Origin of the sequence: Thioclava arctica (assembly GCF_040892615.1) — a bacterium.
In the GTDB taxonomy this organism is placed as follows: domain Bacteria; phylum Pseudomonadota; class Alphaproteobacteria; order Rhodobacterales; family Rhodobacteraceae; genus Thioclava; species Thioclava arctica.
In genome coordinates, this window is the sequence record NZ_JBFRYC010000001.1 from 393,517 (window position 1) to 408,233 (window position 14,717).

The window sequence follows — 14,717 nt, forward strand, 5'->3', positions numbered from 1 at the left end:
ACGGCGATGGTGTCAAATCCGAACATGGCAGTGTCCTCCAACAAAATGCCTGACCCTAATCTGGGATCGTTGCGTCGGTTTTGTCCGCGAATTGGGGCGTGAAAAAGGCAGGTATGAGGCGATTATGCGCCGCGTTTCTGCCTGAGCACGCGTGGTAAACGGGCCGTGCATCGCGCGCGTGCGCGCAATCGTTTGACAGGGCTGGGCGCGGTGGCGATAGTCGGACCGGGAGAGGGACAATGCCGCAACGCCAGGTTCTGCTGATCGAGGATGAACCCCATATCGCCGAGGCGATCCGCTTTATCCTGTCTCGCGCGGGATGGGGTGTGTCGGTGCTTGCGGATGGTGCGCAAGCGATGGCGCAGATCGTCGCCCAAGCGCCCGATGCGGTGATCCTTGATCTGATGCTGCCGGGGCGCTCGGGTTTGGAAATTCTGGCCGCGATGCGCACCGATCCGGCACTTGTCGCTCTGCCTGTCTTGATGCTGAGCGCACGCGGGCAGGGACGTGATCGCGATGCGGCCGAGCGCGCGGGTGCAACCGCTTTTCTGGCCAAACCCTTTGCCAATTCCGATGTGCTCGCCCATCTTGAGGCGATCACGGGCGGCGGGGCTGGCGCGCATTGGGAGCCTGCGTAATGCCGCAACCGGGTCAGCCGTTATTCCTTGCCCGGCGGTCCTATCGGCGGCGTCGTCTGATGGATGCGGCAAGGTTGCTGCCGGTGCTGGGCGTGGTGATGTTCGCGCTGCCCGGCCTGTGGCACCCGGCCGAGACCCTAACCCCCGATACCGGACGCGGTGGGCTGTATCTGTTTGCGGTCTGGATCGCGCTGATCTTTGCCGCCTTTTTGATTGCGCGCGGGCTGAGCCCGGTTCTGGATGCCGAGGAGATGCCCGAAGAGGGTGGCCCTTCGGCACAGGAGCCCGACTAGCATGGGGTTCAATAGCCTTGTTGCGGTCTGTGTAGGCTATGTGATCGTGCTGTTCGGGGTGGCGTTTCTCGCCGAGCGACGGGCGCGGCGCAACCGCCTGCGATTCTTGCGCAGCCCGTGGATTTATACGCTCTCGCTGTCGATCTATTGCACGGCCTGGACGTTTTACGGCGCGGTGGGCTATGCGGCGCGCTCGGGGCTGGAATTCGTTACGATCTATCTGGGGCCGACGCTGGTTTTCATCGGCTGGTGGTGGGTGCTGCGCAAGCTGGTGCGGATCGGGCGCACGCATCGGGTGACCTCGATCGCCGATCTGATCTCTAGCCGTTATGGCAAATCCAACACGCTGGGTGTGATCGTGACGGTGATGTCGGTGGCCGCCGCCACGCCCTATATCGCGCTGCAATTACAATCTGTTACGCTAAGTTTCGGGGTCTTCGCCTCGGGCGCGCCCGAAGGCTGGGCGTTGCCCGATCAGGGCGCCACGGCTTTGTGGATCGCGGGCGGGCTGGCGCTGTTTACCATTCTTTTTGGCACTCGCAATCTCGATGCGAATGAGCGCCATCATGGCGTGGTCACTGCGATCGCCCTTGAGGCGGTGGTCAAGCTGGTCGCGCTGGTGGCGGTCGGGGTGTTCGTCGTTTGGGGCTTGGGCGGTGGGCCGATGGATATGCTCGCACGCATCGACGCCTCGCCGATATCGGAGTGGCAGTTGCAACCGGGCCGGTTTGCCGGGCTGACCTTTGTCTCTGCGGCGGCGGTGCTGACCTTGCCGCGGATGTTTCAGGTGCTTGTCGTCGAGAATGTCGATGAGCGCCATCTGGCCACTGCAAGCTGGGCGTTCCCCGGCTATTTGATGCTGATGAGCCTGTTCGTGTTGCCAATCGCGGTGATGGGTCTTGAACGTATGCCTGCAGGATCAAACCCTGATCTGTTCGTGCTGACGCTGCCGCTGTCGCAAGGGCAGGACAAGCTGGCGCTGCTGGCGTTCTTGGGCGGGTTTTCCTCGGCCACGTCGATGGTGATCGTGGCGGCCATCGCGCTGGCGACGATGGTAAGCAACCATATCGTGACGCCGCTGTGGCTGGCGCTGCGCCGCTCGGCCACGCGCGAAGCGGGGGATGTGCGCGGGCTGGTGCTGGCCTCGCGTCGGCTCTCGATCATCGGCGTGCTGAGCATGGGCTACATTTATTATCGCCTGTCGGGCGGGTCTGAGGCCCTGGCCTCGATCGGTCTCATTGCCTTTGTTGGCGCGGCGCAGGTCTTGCCCGCGCTGCTGGGCGGGATCTTCTGGCGTGGCGCGACTCATGTGGGGGCGACGACGGGGCTTCTGATCGGCTTTGCGATCTGGGGCTATACGCTGTTTCTGCCCTCGGTCGGAGATGCGGGTCTGTTGCCGCAATCGGTGCTGGATGCCGGGCCGCTTGGCCTTGGCTGGCTGCGCCCGCATGCGCTGTTTGGCATTGAAGGGCTGGACCCGATCTTGCATGCGCTGTTTTGGTCTTTGCTGTTTAACACTTTGGCGTTCCTGATCTTTTCGATGGCGTCTTTCCCCGGCCCGATGGAGCGGCTGCAGGGCGTGGCCTTTGTAAACGTGTTTGACCAAAGCCCCGCCGCGCGGTCTTGGGCGCAGGGCGGGGCCGAGGCCGAAGACCTGCTGTCGATGTCACAGCGTATATTGGGGGCGCAAGAGGCGCAGCATTTCTTTCAGGCGCAGGCCGCAGCGCAAGGCAAGGTGGGCTTCCTGCCTGATACAACGCCTGCGTTCACCGCCCGGCTAGAGCGCAAAATGGCCGGGTCCGTCGGCGCAGCGACAGCGCATGCGATGATCGCGCAGCTGACCGGGGGCAGCTCGGTGAGCATGCAAGACCTGATCGCGGTGGCGGGCGAAACGGCCGAGGCCAAGGAATATTCCGCCCGACTTGAGGCGAAATCAGACGAGCTGGCGCGTGTTGCGCGTGCGCTGCGCGAGGCCAATGACAAGCTACGCGATCTGTCGGTGCAAAAGGACGCGTTTCTCAGCCAGATCAGTCATGAGCTGCGCACGCCCATGACCTCGATCCGGGCGTTTTCCGAGATCCTGATGGAGCCCGATCTGCCCGATACCATGCGCGCCCAATATGGCGAAATCATTCACGAAGAGGCGCGCCGCCTGACCCGGCTACTCGATGATTTGCTTGATCTTTCTGTGCTGGAAAACCGCCGTGCGCAGCTCGATATTTCGGTGATGAACCTGCATGATCTGATCAATCGCGCGGTACAGGCGGCCTCGGCCTCGCGCCCCGAGCGCGCCTTTCGCATCGAGCGCGATTTCCCCACCGAACATATGCCCGTCTTCACCGATACGGACCGGCTGGTGCAGGTGTTCATCAACCTGATTTCCAATGCGCGTAAATATTGCGAGGCAGAGCGCCCGGTGCTGCGTATCGAGGTGAAGAAACGGGGCAAACGGGTGCAGATCGACTTTATCGACAATGGCGCGGGCATTCCCAAGCAGTCGCAAAAACTGATCTTTGAAAAATTCGCCCGTCTGACCGATCAAAGCCGCGCGGGCAGCGCCGGGCTGGGCCTTGCGATTTGTCGTGAGATCATGGCCAATCTGGGCGGCACAATTGATTATCTGCCCGGTCAGGGGGGGGCTGCGTTTCGCGTCAGCCTGCCGTTGCGCCGTCAGGGCGTGCGAAGCGCAAGCGCCACCTAACTCCCCGGACTTATACTAATTGTAAACCTTGATCTGCGAAGTTTCAGGCAAGGCTATGTCAGATTTCAAGTGGATGGAGGGTATGGCACCAGAGCAGGGCAAATCGGTGCTGCGCAAAAAGGCCGAGGCGGGGCGTCCCGTCGCGGACGGCGCTGTGATGTCCGCCGAGCGCGCGATTTCCTCGGGTTTGGCGAAGGTGGCGCAGGATATGCTGACCCTGCCGTTGCGCGTCACCGCGCTTGAGGAAACGCGACGCAGCCTTGCTGATCTGCCTGAAACGCTTGAGGATTTATCGCTTTTGGCGCTGATTGAGGGGCCATCGGAGGCACTTGGGCTGATCGCGTTGCCCCCCGCCACTTTGCAGGCCTTGATCGAGATGCAAACGATGGGTCGGCTCAGCAAAACCCCGCCCGGCCCGCGCAAGCCGACGCGTATTGATGCCGCGATGGCGGTTGATTTCATCGATTCTCTGCTGACCTCGATCGAAACCTCGCTGATTGAAGATGATGCGATTTCTTGGGCGGGCGGGTTTCGTTATGCCTCTTATCTGGATGATCCCCGCCCGCTTGGCCTGTTGCTGGAAGATGTGACGTTCCGGGTTTGGACGGTGCAGTTTGTCTTGGGCGAAAGTGGCGAGCGCGAGGGTGCCTTTTTATGGGCTGTGCCGCAAAAGGGCCGGGGGGCGCATCTCAAACGCGACCCCAGTGTGGCTTGCACGGGCGACGAGGCGGGCGCGCATAAGACCCTTGCCGCCCTTCTTGTGCCACCTTGGGAAGAGCAGATCGAGCGCACGGTGATGAGCACGCCGGCGGAACTGACAGCGGTGTTGCATCGCATGACCCTGCCGCTTTCGGCCGTTTTGAATTTCAAACCGGGGATGGAACTGCCGCTGCCCGCTGATTCGCTCGAGCAGATCACACTTGAGGCGCAGGGGCGGCGCAAACTGTCTTTCGCGCGCCTTGGCCAAAGTCGGGGCAATCGCGCATTGCGTCTGACGGGGGCTGAACGCGCCGCAACCGATCACGAAGCGCCTGACGATACGCTGAGCGTGGGGGCAAGCCCGTTTGAGGCGAGCGGTTTGCCCGAAGCGCCTTTGGGCGGTTTGGGGGACCCGATGAATACGGCCTATGATGACGACGCCAGCGTCGATCTTGACGCGTTGGGCGGTTTTGGCGCAGCCGATGATCTGCCCGATCTGGGTGGGTTTGCCCCCTTGCCCGAAGCGGAAACGGCGACAGATGACCTGCCGCCGCTCAAGATTGGATCGGGTTTCTAAAGGCGTCTCAGCGTGCCGGGGCGCGACTGTCGCGGGCGAGGGCGCGCTCTTCCTCTGGAATGTTTTCGCATGGCGGCACTTCCAGCGTCGAGCGATCAAACACTGATAACCAGCCCTTGACCCGCGGCGCCAGCGCCATGCCTACCCCCATCGCGATGATAAACAGCCAGCCTTCCCAGCCGTTGAAACTCAGCGAGCCCATTGCCGGACCCGGGCACAACCCCGCCAGTCCCCAACCCGCACCAAACAGCAAAGATCCCAAAACCAGATTGCGATCGACAAGGCGGGGAAAAGGCCCGGGCATCGGAGAGCCGAGCACCGATTTTTCGCGCTTGCTGGCGAAAATCCAGACAAAGAACATCACGCCCACCGCGCCGCCCATCACGAAGGCCAAGGTCGGGTCCCAATTGCCAAAAATATCAAGCCATCCCTGCACCTTGGCGCTATCGACCATGCCCGCGACCAGCAGCCCCGCGCCAAACAGCCCGCCCGAGAGGAAGGCAAAGAAATTGCGCATCAGATCACTCCCAGTATGTGGCGAAAGACGACCAGCGAGAGCGCCCCGCCAAGCAGGTAAAACGCAGTCGCAACAATGCCGCGCAGCGAGAAACGCGAGATCCCGCACACGCCATGACCCGAGGTGCAGCCATTGGCGATTCGCGTGCCCGTTCCGACCAGCAGCCCTGCCAGAATAAGCACCCAGATCGTATGGCTGACATGGGTGTCGACGTTGCGATACAAAGGCACCAGAAGCGGCGGCACGGCCACGAGCCCGCCCAGAAAGGCGATGCGTTCTGACACGGTATCGCGCCCCGAACCGTCGATCAGCCCGCCAATAATGCCGCTCGCACCCATGATGCGCCCGTTAATTAATAGAAATACTCCGGCCCCTGCGCCGATCATCAGACCGCCGACGAGCCCCCAAATCCAATCCTGATGCATGAGATCTCCCTCGTGCTCTGTACGCATAATATGAACAACGCATTGCTCTCCCAAGCTTGCGGGTTCTCCCAAACCTACGGGTTCTCCCAAACCCGGCGTCGATGTATGTTAGGGCGTGCTTGCGATCATACGCAAGTATTTTGATATGTTGATGTACATCATTGAGCAATGTGGCGCGCAGTGCTGTAGTTGAGCAAATGGAGGATGCGGAATGAAAAGCGATAAACTGCGCCGGGCTGAGATCGAAGAGCGCAAAATGCACTTGCTGGAGCGGATCGAAGAGATTGATGCCGAGCTTGACAGCCATGTCGAGCAGGATTGGGAAGACGCCGCGAGCAAGCAGGAAGATGACGAGGTGCTTGACGAATTGGATATGGCAGCGCGTCAGGAATTGCGTGTGATTGAGGCTGCGCTGAACCGTCTGGATGCGGGCGAATATGGGTTTTGCGTCACCTGTGGCGAGCGCATCGACGAGGCGCGTCTCGACCTGTTGCCCGCGACCCCGTTTTGCCGACTGCACGCGCCGGGGGCAAGAAAGCCGGCCCAATAAGCCTGTGAGATGCGCATTGTGGCGGGGCCGGAACCCGCCCAAGGCGCAATTTAGCATTGTTTTGCAGCGCTTTGCCCGTAAACTCACATCGAAGAATAGGTTTGTGAGGCAAGTGTGATTATGGCGAGACGCGTGAAAATCGCACAGCGTGACGGGCTGGCCTGGATCACCTTGGCCGCCTTGGATGAGCAGGGCGCAGAGGCCGGGTTTGACCCCGATCTGCGCGTGGCGCTGCACAATGCGCTTGAACTGGTTTTGAATGACAAGGCGTTGCGCGGGATCGTGCTACGGGGCGGCGCCATGGGGTGGCCCTGCGCGCCCGACCCGCTGTCGGATTACGCCCATGATCCCAGCGCCCCGGATTTGGGGGCGTTATGCGCGGCTTTGGCGGGCGCGCGCATGCCCGTTTTGGCTTGCTTGAAAGGGCGTATTCAGGGCGGGGCATTGGCGGTGTCGCAGGCGGCGTCCTTGCGCATCGCGACCGAAGATACCTGCTTTTGCGCGCCTGAATTTACCTTGGGTGCGCTGCCTGCAGCGGGTGGGCTCGTACGTTTGGCGCGCCGTCAAGGCGGGGCGGCGGCACTGCATTTGATCGCGCCTCCCGGCCAACTTGACAGTGAACGCGCGCTTGCGCTGGGCCTGTGCGAGATGGTCTTGCCCGAAATCACTCCCGCCCAAGCCATTGCTGCGCTCGATACGCTGATTGCCGAGGGTGGGGGCTCTGCGGATGCGGCGCTGGATGATCCCGCGGCCTATTTCGCCGCTCTTGAGGTTCCCAAAGCCGATCTGATCCGCGGCCCGCTTGCCTCGGTCGCGCAGCGCGCAGCCGAGGTGGTTGAGGCCGCGGTGTTGCTGCCCCTTGAAGAGGCGCTCGATTTTGAGGCGGTGGCGTTTGACGATCTCAGCGCCACGCCGCTTGCCAAGGCGCTGCGCCACGCCCGCGCCGCAGAGGTTGCGGCAGCGCACTTGCCCGGTCAATCGGCAGATCACACGTCGCCCCCCCAGCGCCGCATCGGTCTGTGGGATCAGCCCGCCGCCTTCGCGGGCGCGCTTTTGGCGGCAGGTCATGAGGTGGTTTTCGGGGCCAGCCAAGCCAAACACATACAGACCGCTTTTTCAGCTATTGCGCGCGCGCAAGAAATATCGGTGCAAAAAGGCGCGCTTGATCCCGATCAGCGCGAGGCGGACTGGGCCCGCCTTGGCGCGGCCACCGATCCGGCGGGATTGGCCGATTGCGCGCTGATCATTGCCCAAGCCGGGGTGGTGGGCTTGCCAGATGCAGGTCTTTGCGTGTTGGAAAGCCGCGATCATCTTGATCCGCCCGAGCGCGGCATTGCTCTGACCCGCGAGGGCGATGTGGTCGAGCTGGTGGCCGGGCCTGACTGTTCGCGCGCGACCGTGCACGATCTGGCAATGGTGCTGCGCCAAGGCGGGGCGCATTTGGTTTTGGGCGGTTCCGGGGCGGCGGGGATCGTCGAGCATCTGCGCCTGAGCCTGATCACGGCAAGCGGGCGCACGCTGTTGGCGGGGGCCTCGCGCGATCAGATTGATCACGCCTTCGCGCAGGCCGGATTTGTGAAATCACCGCTGCGCCTGATTGAAACTCTTGGTGCCCCGGCGCTGAATGCGCGTCGCGCCAAGGCGGGCCTTGCGCCCGATCTGCTGTTGATGGCGATGGAGACGGCCGATCTTGCCCTCTATCAATCCAAGGATAGCGAGCCCGACTGGCTTGACACCTTGCGCCGCGAGGCCGGGATCGTGGCGCGCAAACTCAGCGCATCCGAGATCATGGCCCGCGTGTTGGCCGAGATGGCCAATAGCGGGGCGTGGCTGTTGCAGCACGCTCAGGCGCATCGTGCCAGCGATATCGATCTGGCCGCAATCCGGGCATTGGGATGGCCACGCGCCTTGGGGGGCGTGATGTTCGGTGCCGATCAGGCGGGGCTGGTGGCAATGCGCAAGCGTTTGCGCGCCTTGCACGAAGAGGGCGCCAGCGCCCCGGTCACGCTATGGGATGTGCTGATCCGCAACGGCAAGCATTTCGGCGATCTTGACGGGCGCTAAGGCGGAGGTCAGCCAAGGAAAATCCCAACCACGACCATCATCAGGCCGATCACCGACACGAACAGCGCGGCCATGTTGATCACCACGACGTGCTGCAGGCGCGCCCGCAAGGCGGCATCGTCAAGGCCTGCGCGTTTGGCTTGGGCGACTGAGACGATGCACCACAAAATGCCCAAAAGCCCGACGACCGACACCGCAGCCCCTGCCCAGATCAGATATTCCATGCCATCCTCCGTCAGCGCCGCTCGGTCGGCGCGGCCTTGCCCTAGCGGCTCTGCGCCCATGTGGCAAGCGAAACGCGCACGACCTCTTGATGCGGCGCACGCAGCGGGCTAGTCAGGGCCTCGATCAGAGCAGGAGAAAACCATGCCCAGCGATGCCGCCTATAACGTCGCCGCCGACGAGCTGCGTCAATTCATCGAACAATTCGAAAGCCTCGAGGCCGAGAAAAAAGACATAGCCGAGCAGCAAAAAGACATCATGTCCGAAGCCAAGGCGCGCGGTTATGACACCAAGGTGCTCAAGAAAATCGTTGCGATGCGCAAGCGCGACAAGGACGATCTGGCCGAGGAAGAGGCAATCCTCGATCTGTATAAATCCGCGCTGGGCATGTCGTAAGACCCGCCCGGGCCTTAGGGGGCGATGAATTCGACCCCCGGCAGCCGCGCAATCGAGGCCACATCGGCGTCATATTGCGCGGTGATTTCTGCGATCAACTCGTCGGTCCAGCCCGGCAGCGGGGCGTCCATCTCGATCTCGTCGGGCTGGACGTATTTGCCCAGGAAGGCGGCGGCGATCTTGCGCCGTTGCACGACTGATTTCACCGGATGGCTCTTGAGATAGGCACGCAATCTGGCGCGCCCCTCGGGCAGCATGATCTGGTCGAGAATCAGCATATCCCCCATCAGCCCCTGATCCTCGGGCAGCCCCGAAACTGCGCGCAACACTTCGGGCCAGATCAGCGGCACGTCTTCGTTGCACCACAGCACCAACCGACGCCCCTGCGCCGCCTCGCGCATGTCGCGCACCACTGTTTCCCAGCGCAAATCGCGCGGATCAAGCCCCGACATCAGCTGTTCATAGCTACGTTTTGGCAGGCGCTGGGCGAGTTGCAAGATCAAGGTGGCGGGGTTGATCAACGCCATGTGAAACTCTGTTTCGTCCTCGGGAAACAGGTTCGCAAGCGGGGCAAGCTTACTGGCCGCGCGGGTGTAAAACCCATGCTCGGTGATCACGCGTTCAGGAATGCATAGGAAGAATTCATGGCTGAAGATCAGCCGGTCCATATCGTGCTGATCCGAGCAGGCCTCGATAATTGCATCCTGCACCTGCAGCGGCGCGGGCTCGCCATGCAGCGACACAAGCGCGTCGCGCAGCACCATCCGATATTTCTGCGGTGGCGGCACTACGATTTTGAATTTCTCTAACACCTTGGGGTTGTTCGCCAAAACGCGAACGATCCGGTCCTCATCGGTCGAATGAGCCCCTAAGTGAAAAACGACTTTCATCTGCTCGACCCCGCATGTTTCAACGGCCTTGGCGGCGCGCTTATGATTATGGCGCACTCTAGCGGTTGAAAACTGGACAGGCAAATGCGTTTCAGTCTAGAAGGTGTTATGCGATCTGACAAAAATACTCAGGAAATAAACGGCCCGCGCCGCGTCGCGCAATTTGCCTCTAATCGCCGGGCAAATCGCGCAGGCGGCGCGCTGTGGTCGCTGGGCTCTGTCATGATCGCAGCGCTAGTTCTTGCCCCAATTCTGGCCGTTGTGGCGATGGCGTTTGATCCGCGTGAAAACATCTGGCCGCATCTGATGGCTACGACCTTGCCGCGCTATCTTGGCAACACCGCAGTGATCGCGATTGGCGTGGGCGGGATCAGCGCCGTGATCGGGGCGGGGGCTGCGTGGCTGGTGGTGATGCATCGCTTTGTCGGGCGGCGAGTGCTGGAATGGCTGTTGCTGTTTCCCCTCGCAATCCCGGCCTATGTCGGGGCCTATGCGCTGAGCGATTTCCTCGATTATTCCGGCCCCGTGCAGACCGCGCTTCGGGCCAGTTTCGACTGGGCCTCGGCGCGCGATTACTGGTTTCCCGAAATCCGTTCCCGCGAGGCGGCGGTCGTGGTGCTGTCGGCCGCGCTTTACCCCTATACCTACCTGATCACCCGCGCCGCCCTGCGCGAGCAATCGGGTGCCAGCTATGAGGTCGCGCGCGCACTTGGCGCGGGGCCAGTGGCGCTGTTCTGGCGCGTCGGCCTGCCGCTGGTGCGCCCAGCGATTGCGGCCGGAGCGGCGATCGCGATGATGGAGAGCGTGGCCGATTACGGCGTCGTTGCGCATTTCGGCGTGCAGACCCTGACCACGGGCATTTTCGCGACGTGGCTGGAGGGGGGCAATGCGGGGGGGGCGGCCCAGCTGGCATTGTTGATCCTCGGTGTGGTCTTCGCGCTGTTTGCGCTGGAAAAAATCTCGCGACGCAAGGCGCGTTACTATCAAAGCGCGCGGCATTCGCGCCCGGTCACTCCGGTGACGCTGCGCGGCTGGACGGGCTGGCTGGCGGCGGGGCTTTGCGCGTTGCCGGTGATGATCGGGTTCATTCTGCCGGTGAGCGTGATGGCGGCCCATGCGCTGGCCAGCCCCGAGCCATGGTTCGGACGCGGACTTGGCCTCGCGTTGTGGCATACGCTCAGCACGGGGGGCGCGGCGGCGGTTTTGACGATCACGATGGCTCTGTTCATGATCTATGGTGTGCGCATTTCGGGCCGCTGGCTGCCCAAAGCGCTCCTGCCTGTCACGACGCTGGGCTATGCGGCGCCGGGGGCGGTCTTGGCGGTAGGGATCATGATCCCGCTGGCGCGCCTTGATCACGTAATTGCCGATGCGATTGAGGCCATTTCGGGCCATGATCCGGGGTTGCTGCTGACGGGCTCGGCGGTGGCGATCGTGCTGGCCTATGTCGTGCGGTTTTTTGCAATCGCGCAGGGGGCGGTGGACGGGGCGTTCGCGCGCGTGCCGCCCTCGCTGCCCATGGCGGCGCGCAGTCTGGGGCGCGGGGCAGGGGGCGTTTTAAGCGCGCTCTACCTGCCTTTGATGCGTGGCTCGATCGGCTCGGCGCTGCTGCTGGTCTTTGTCGATTGCGTCAAGGAACTGCCCGCCACCCTGCTGCTGCGCCCATTCAATTACGAAACGCTCGCCACGCGGGTGCAGGAAAAAGCCAGTCTCGAAAAACTGGGCGAGGCTTCGCCCGCTGCCTTGCTTGTCTCGGCCGTGGGTTTGGTGGCGGTTCTGGTTCTGGCACGCGCAAATTTGGGCAAACGCATATGATCGCACGTCTTGCACGCGCGCGCGTGCCGCGCTATTGCGGGGCCAGTAGGCCGGCGTAGCTCAGTTGGTAGAGCGTCTGATTTGTAATCAGGGGGTCGGGAGTTCGAGTCTCTCCGCCGGCACCATAAATTCAATCACTTGATGAATGAACGGCCCTGCAATGACGCGGGTTTTTGTTTTTTGGGGAACCCCACGCACCGGGCCATGATCGACTCGGATCAAGGTTCGCAGTTCACCAGCCGCGAGTGGCAAACGTTTCTGCACCAGCATAACCTCGAACCCAGCATGAACCGGCGGGGGAATTGTCATGACAACGTCGTGGCCGAGAGCTTCTTGCAGTCTTCGAAGCGGGAACGGATCCGCCGCCGGACATAGCCCACATGCGAGGCCGCAAGGCAGGATGTGTTCCCTTCTCGCGCATGCGAAGCATACGCTGCCGGGCAGCGAATTATATAGAGATGTTCTACAACCCAAAAACGCAAACACACGAACAAGGGCATGCTGTCGCTCCCTCACGGTGATTGCCTGCTGTCACCTGCTAGCGATGGTTGACTTCGAAACCAGACAGCAGAAACTGAACGAGGCGGGTGTCTAGGAAACTAGGGGCACCTCGCCGAATTTTGCTCCGCCCGCAGCAGGACTATCCCGCCGCTAGCGTTGTCCAATTTTGCACCGCCGTTCTCATCACCTGGCGCGTCCTTGAATTCGACCTAGGCGCCGATTTCGAGGGCCGCAATTTGTGCAACACGTGCGGCATTGTCCGGGGCGATGCGACCATCGGCCATTTGAAGCGCGTTCTCAAACCCGACCCTTGCTTTGCCGCCCATACGCAGCGCGGCCTCTAGGCAAGCCGTTTCCCCTTGCCCAAACGCACAAAGCGCCCAATCCGGTGCGATCGCGATGTGCGCCATCCAGTCGATGAAGGGCGTCAGCATATCGGGCGTTGAAACCTGCCCCTCAACATAGCGCCCGAGTACGAAAATCAGCTGCAAATTAGGGCTGTGCAATAAGCGCGCGGGGAGCACCTGAGCCAGCGATTCTGCATCTTCGCGCGCATATAGAATGTGCTGAACGGCAATGCCTTGCGCGTCGGCCTGCGTGTAAAACCGGGTTGCGAGCGCGCTATCATCGCGCAACATTTCCCGCGTTGAGACCGACACCATATCCGCGCCGGAGTTCAGCGCGACATAGCGTTGATGTCCGGGAAGATAGAGCCCCGCAGCCTCGGTCGTGATCTGGATTGCCATGTCGCCAAGACGCGGGCGCAGATGGGCCAACGCCTCGCGGTAAGCGCCGCTATCCAGAAGATGCCCACCCGCATCATCGCGCAGATGCAAATGCAATGCGCCCGCACCTTCCGCGCGGCAGGCGAGCGCCGTGTCGGTGATCTCATCAAGCGTGATCGGCAGCGCCGGATGATCGGCGCGGGTTTTGCGGGCCCCATTGGGGGCAACCATGATGCGCGGCAAGCTCATCCCAGCACGCTCCGGATGGCCGTGTCCAATTTATCGATCAACTCGCCAATCTGGTCGTCGCTAAGAATGAAGGGCGGCGCGAGCAGAATGTGATCGCCGCGTTGTCCGTCGATTGTGCCCCCCATCGGGTAGCAGATCAGCCCGGCCTCAAATGCCGCGCCCTTGATCTGTTTGTGCAGGGCACGGGCGGGATCGAACGGCGCTTTGGTTGCGCGATCCGCAACGATTTCGAGGCCGCGAAACATGCCGCGCCCGCGAATGTCACCGATATTGGGATGCTCGCCGAACGCCGCGCGCAGCGCCGCATCCAGCTTTTCGCCTTGGGCCGCCGAGCGCGCGACCATCCCGCCCTCGGTCAGCTTGGTAAGCACCGCATCGGCGGCGGCGCAGGCTGTCGGGTGGCCGATATAGGTGTGGCCGTGCTGGAAAAACCCCGAACCCTGCACAAAAGCGTCATAGATTTCACTGGTGCACAGCGTCGCGCCAATCGGCTGATACCCTGCGCCCAACCCCTTGGCGATGGTGACTATATCGGGCGCAATCTCGTCTTGCTCACAGGCAAACAAGGTGCCGGTGCGCCCCATCCCGCACATCACTTCATCAAGGATCAGCAAGATACCATATTGATCGCAAATCTCTCGGATGCGCTTGAAATAGCCCGGCACCGGGGGCACCGCGCCCATCGTTGCCCCCACCACCGGCTCGGCGATGAATGCGATCACATTTTCTGCGCCGAGGCGCTGGATTTCCGTTTCAAGTTCATTGGCTACGCGCAGGCCATAATCCTCGGCGCTCTCGCCGTCTTCGCGCCAGCGATATTCATGCACGGGGGCAATGTGGCTTACGTCGATCAAAAGCGGATTGAACTTCGCGCGACGCCATTCGTTGCCCCCCGCCGCCAGAGCGCCCAGCGTGTTGCCATGATAGCTTTGGCGGCGTGCGATGAAATGCTTGCGGCTCGGCTCGCCCTTCTCGACAAAATATTGCCGCGCCATCTTGAGTGCGGTTTCCACTGCCTCCGATCCGCCCGACAGAAAATAGACCCGATCCAGGGTGCCGGGCGCGTGAGCGATCAGGCGATCTGCCAGCCGTTCCGCAGGGTGGGAGGTGAAAAATCCGGTATGCGCGAAGGCGAGTTGATCGAGCTGATCCTTGATCGCGCCGATCACATCCTCGTCAGAGTGACCAAGGCACGAAACGGCCGCGCCGCCTGAACCGTCAAGATAGCGCTTACCTTGGGCATCGATGATGTAGGCCCCTTCACCCCTTGTGGCTATGGGCAAAGTCGCTTTGGTGTGGCGCGGAAATACATGGGTCATGTCGGTCCCCCCTTTGGGACAAGAAAGCGTGAAACTCGCTTATACGGAAATGAAACATATGGATCATGAGTTGACAATAGATGAAACAACTGAAACGCTCACCGCAACGAGATTAATGGTGATGGAACCTGGGGAG

14 protein-coding genes, 1 tRNA gene and 1 pseudogene are annotated in these 14,717 nt (G+C 61.9%); 10 read left to right on the top strand and 6 right to left on the bottom strand.

The genetic code is table 11. The annotated features are described in order from the left end of the window. Positions 1-239 precede the first annotated feature (239 nt). The 4 genes from AB4874_RS02060 to AB4874_RS02075 are packed head-to-tail and all read left to right on the top strand — an operon-like array spanning position 240 to position 4,908. The gene (locus tag AB4874_RS02060) at positions 240-638 is read left to right on the top strand and encodes a response regulator transcription factor (RefSeq protein ID WP_368390749.1); all 399 of its coding nucleotides are present in this window, start codon (positions 240-242) and stop codon (positions 636-638) included. Next, complete coding sequence (locus AB4874_RS02065) at positions 638-931, top strand: hypothetical protein (RefSeq protein WP_295536796.1); 294 nt, start codon at positions 638-640, stop codon at positions 929-931. Before AB4874_RS02060 ends, AB4874_RS02065 begins: the two co-directional genes overlap by 1 nt. Before the next feature lies 1 nt (position 932). Continuing rightward, positions 933-3,632 carry an ATP-binding protein gene (locus AB4874_RS02070; RefSeq protein WP_368390750.1) on the top strand — a complete coding sequence of 900 codons (2,700 nt, stop codon included), beginning with the start codon at positions 933-935 and terminating at the stop codon, positions 3,630-3,632. Between the two features lie 55 nt (positions 3,633-3,687). Beyond that, positions 3,688-4,908, top strand: a complete 1,221-nt coding sequence (locus AB4874_RS02075) for a FliM/FliN family flagellar motor switch protein (protein WP_368390751.1) — start codon at positions 3,688-3,690, stop codon at positions 4,906-4,908. A gap of 7 nt (positions 4,909-4,915) precedes the next feature. On the opposite strand, the gene AB4874_RS02080 is transcribed toward AB4874_RS02075, so the two are convergent. Next, positions 4,916-5,425, bottom strand: coding sequence for a DUF6691 family protein (locus AB4874_RS02080; RefSeq protein WP_366929961.1), 510 nt, complete (start codon positions 5,423-5,425; stop codon positions 4,916-4,918). Then, positions 5,425-5,850, bottom strand: coding sequence for a YeeE/YedE family protein (locus tag AB4874_RS02085; RefSeq protein ID WP_295536799.1), 426 nt, complete (start codon positions 5,848-5,850; stop codon positions 5,425-5,427). Before AB4874_RS02085 ends, AB4874_RS02080 begins: the two co-directional genes overlap by 1 nt. Positions 5,851-6,061: 211 nt before the next feature. On the opposite strand from AB4874_RS02085, the gene AB4874_RS02090 reads away from it, so the two are divergent. Then, positions 6,062-6,400, top strand: coding sequence for a TraR/DksA family transcriptional regulator (locus tag AB4874_RS02090; RefSeq protein WP_295536800.1), 339 nt, complete (start codon positions 6,062-6,064; stop codon positions 6,398-6,400). A gap of 132 nt (positions 6,401-6,532) precedes the next feature. Beyond that, the gene (locus AB4874_RS02095) at positions 6,533-8,464 is read left to right on the top strand and encodes an enoyl-CoA hydratase/isomerase family protein (RefSeq protein WP_368390752.1); all 1,932 of its coding nucleotides are present in this window, start codon (positions 6,533-6,535) and stop codon (positions 8,462-8,464) included. Between the two features lie 8 nt (positions 8,465-8,472). Here the strand turns inward: AB4874_RS02095 and AB4874_RS02100 are convergent, their stop codons facing one another. Continuing rightward, entirely contained in the window at positions 8,473-8,688 is a 216-nt protein-coding gene (locus AB4874_RS02100) for a hypothetical protein (protein WP_295536803.1), read from the bottom strand. 142 nt (positions 8,689-8,830) lie between these two features. Between AB4874_RS02100 and AB4874_RS02105 the strand changes: the two genes are divergently transcribed. Further along, the gene (locus AB4874_RS02105; RefSeq protein WP_295536805.1) at positions 8,831-9,082 is read left to right on the top strand and encodes a DUF2312 domain-containing protein; all 252 of its coding nucleotides are present in this window, start codon (positions 8,831-8,833) and stop codon (positions 9,080-9,082) included. Between the two features lie 14 nt (positions 9,083-9,096). On the opposite strand, the gene AB4874_RS02110 is transcribed toward AB4874_RS02105, so the two are convergent. Continuing rightward, positions 9,097-9,972, bottom strand: a complete 876-nt coding sequence (locus AB4874_RS02110) for a hypothetical protein (RefSeq protein ID WP_368390753.1) — start codon at positions 9,970-9,972, stop codon at positions 9,097-9,099. A gap of 222 nt (positions 9,973-10,194) precedes the next feature. Here AB4874_RS02110 and AB4874_RS02115 point away from each other — a divergent pair, with 222 nt between their 5' ends. The 3 genes and pseudogenes from AB4874_RS02115 to AB4874_RS02125 form a co-directional block, all read left to right on the top strand. Continuing rightward, positions 10,195-11,787 carry an ABC transporter permease gene (locus AB4874_RS02115; protein WP_368390864.1) on the top strand — a complete coding sequence of 531 codons (1,593 nt, stop codon included), beginning with the start codon at positions 10,195-10,197 and terminating at the stop codon, positions 11,785-11,787. 49 nt (positions 11,788-11,836) lie between these two features. Continuing rightward, positions 11,837-11,912 (top strand) — tRNA-Thr (locus AB4874_RS02120). A 64-nt stretch (positions 11,913-11,976) separates the two neighbouring features. After that, positions 11,977-12,382: pseudogene (locus AB4874_RS02125) on the top strand (DDE-type integrase/transposase/recombinase); the annotation flags it as partial. 115 nt (positions 12,383-12,497) lie between these two features. Here AB4874_RS02125 and AB4874_RS02130 read toward each other — a convergent pair. Then, the gene (locus tag AB4874_RS02130) at positions 12,498-13,262 is read right to left on the bottom strand and encodes a beta-keto acid cleavage family enzyme (RefSeq protein WP_368390754.1); all 765 of its coding nucleotides are present in this window, start codon (positions 13,260-13,262) and stop codon (positions 12,498-12,500) included. Continuing rightward, on the bottom strand, positions 13,259-14,581 hold the full coding sequence (locus AB4874_RS02135; protein ID WP_368390755.1) for an aspartate aminotransferase family protein: 1,323 nt from the start codon (positions 14,579-14,581) through the stop codon (positions 13,259-13,261). The genes AB4874_RS02130 and AB4874_RS02135 overlap by 4 nt, the downstream gene beginning before the upstream one ends. Between the last annotated feature and the right edge of the window lie 136 nt (positions 14,582-14,717).